The organism is Haloferula chungangensis, assembly GCF_042664875.1.
Classification (GTDB): domain Bacteria; phylum Verrucomicrobiota; class Verrucomicrobiia; order Verrucomicrobiales; family Akkermansiaceae; genus Haloferula; species Haloferula chungangensis.
On record NZ_JBHTBS010000052.1, the window covers coordinates 1 to 1,287 of the forward strand.

Below are 1,287 nucleotides of genomic sequence, written 5' to 3' on the forward strand. Positions count from 1 at the left end.
CTTCTGGGGATGTCAGTTGAGGCACTTTTTAAGCAAGCGTTGGGTTTGGCAGATCCTTGGGTGGTCACCGAATGCGACTTCAATCCAGAGGCGAAGAGCTTGGTGATTAGAATCGATTTCAAACGCGGATCTCGCTTTGTGGACGAGTCGACCGGCGAAACCTGCCCGGTGCATGATACCCGCGTTCGCAAGTGGGAGCATCTGAAATTCTTCGAGCACCGGACTCTCTTGGAGGCAAGAGTTCCCCGGATCGTAGGAAGCGACGGCAAGGTCAAGACCGTGGCGGTTCCTTGGGCCGAACCAGGCAGCGGATTCACCCTGCTCATGGAAGCATTCCTGTTAGGCCTGGCAAAGGTGCTCCCTGTCGCCGAGGTCGCACGTCAGACGGGTGCAAGCGAGGATCGGATCTGGCATCTGATCAGGACCCGGGTCGATGAAGCTTGGCTGGATGCGGACTGGAGTTCGCTCGAACGCCTCGGGGTAGATGAAACGTCCACCCGCAAGGGGCACAAATACGGCACGGCCTTCCTCGAGATCGACGGCAAGGAAAGCACTCCGGCTCGGGGTGGATCAAAAGTAGCTCGGTTACTCTTCTTCACTCCAGGAAAGGGCAAGGAAACCTTCGACGCATTCGCTCGGGAGCTTGATCGCCGGGGAGTGCCGCGAGAACAGGTCGGCGAAATCGCCATGGATATGAGCCCCGCTTTCATCGCCGGCGCAGGAGCTGAATTTCCTCTCGGCCAGATCTGCTTCGATCGCTTCCACGTGATGAAGCTCTGCGGCGAAGCATGTGACCAGGTCCGCAAGGAAGTCGCCAGAGAGCATGGAAAGCTTCCCAAAGGAGCGATGTGGGCCTTGCGTGGAAATGCGGAGCGACTCAAGGACGATCAAAGGGAGCTTCGCGAATCCTTGTGCGAAGAGCACGCGCAGCTCGGACGGGCTCACGCCATCAGGGATTTCCTCTCCGATGCGTGGCATTATGATTCGCGCGACGCAGCAGAAGTGCACCTCAAGGAAGTATTGAGCTGGTGCCAGAGATCACGACTTGAACCGATGGTGAAACTCGGGCGCACCCTACGGCGCCACTGGGACGGGATACTCGGATACTATCAGAACTACACGACATCCGCAGCCATCGAGGCAATAAACGGACTGCTACAGTTAGCCAAAAGACGAGCTAGAGGATACCGTCGTTTCGAGAATTTTCGTGCCATCGCCTACTGGATCGCGGGTAATCTCACGCTCAAAAATCAATGCCCGCTTACCCACTAAAATCTCAGGAGAGCC

1 protein-coding gene is annotated in these 1,287 nt (G+C 57.0%); it reads left to right on the top strand.

Annotation, left to right across the window (positions count from 1 at the left end):
* A partial coding sequence (locus ACFQY0_RS21125; RefSeq protein WP_379717023.1) for an ISL3 family transposase occupies window positions 1-1,272 on the top strand: 1,272 nt, incomplete at its 5' end.
* Between the last annotated feature and the right edge of the window lie 15 nt (window positions 1,273-1,287).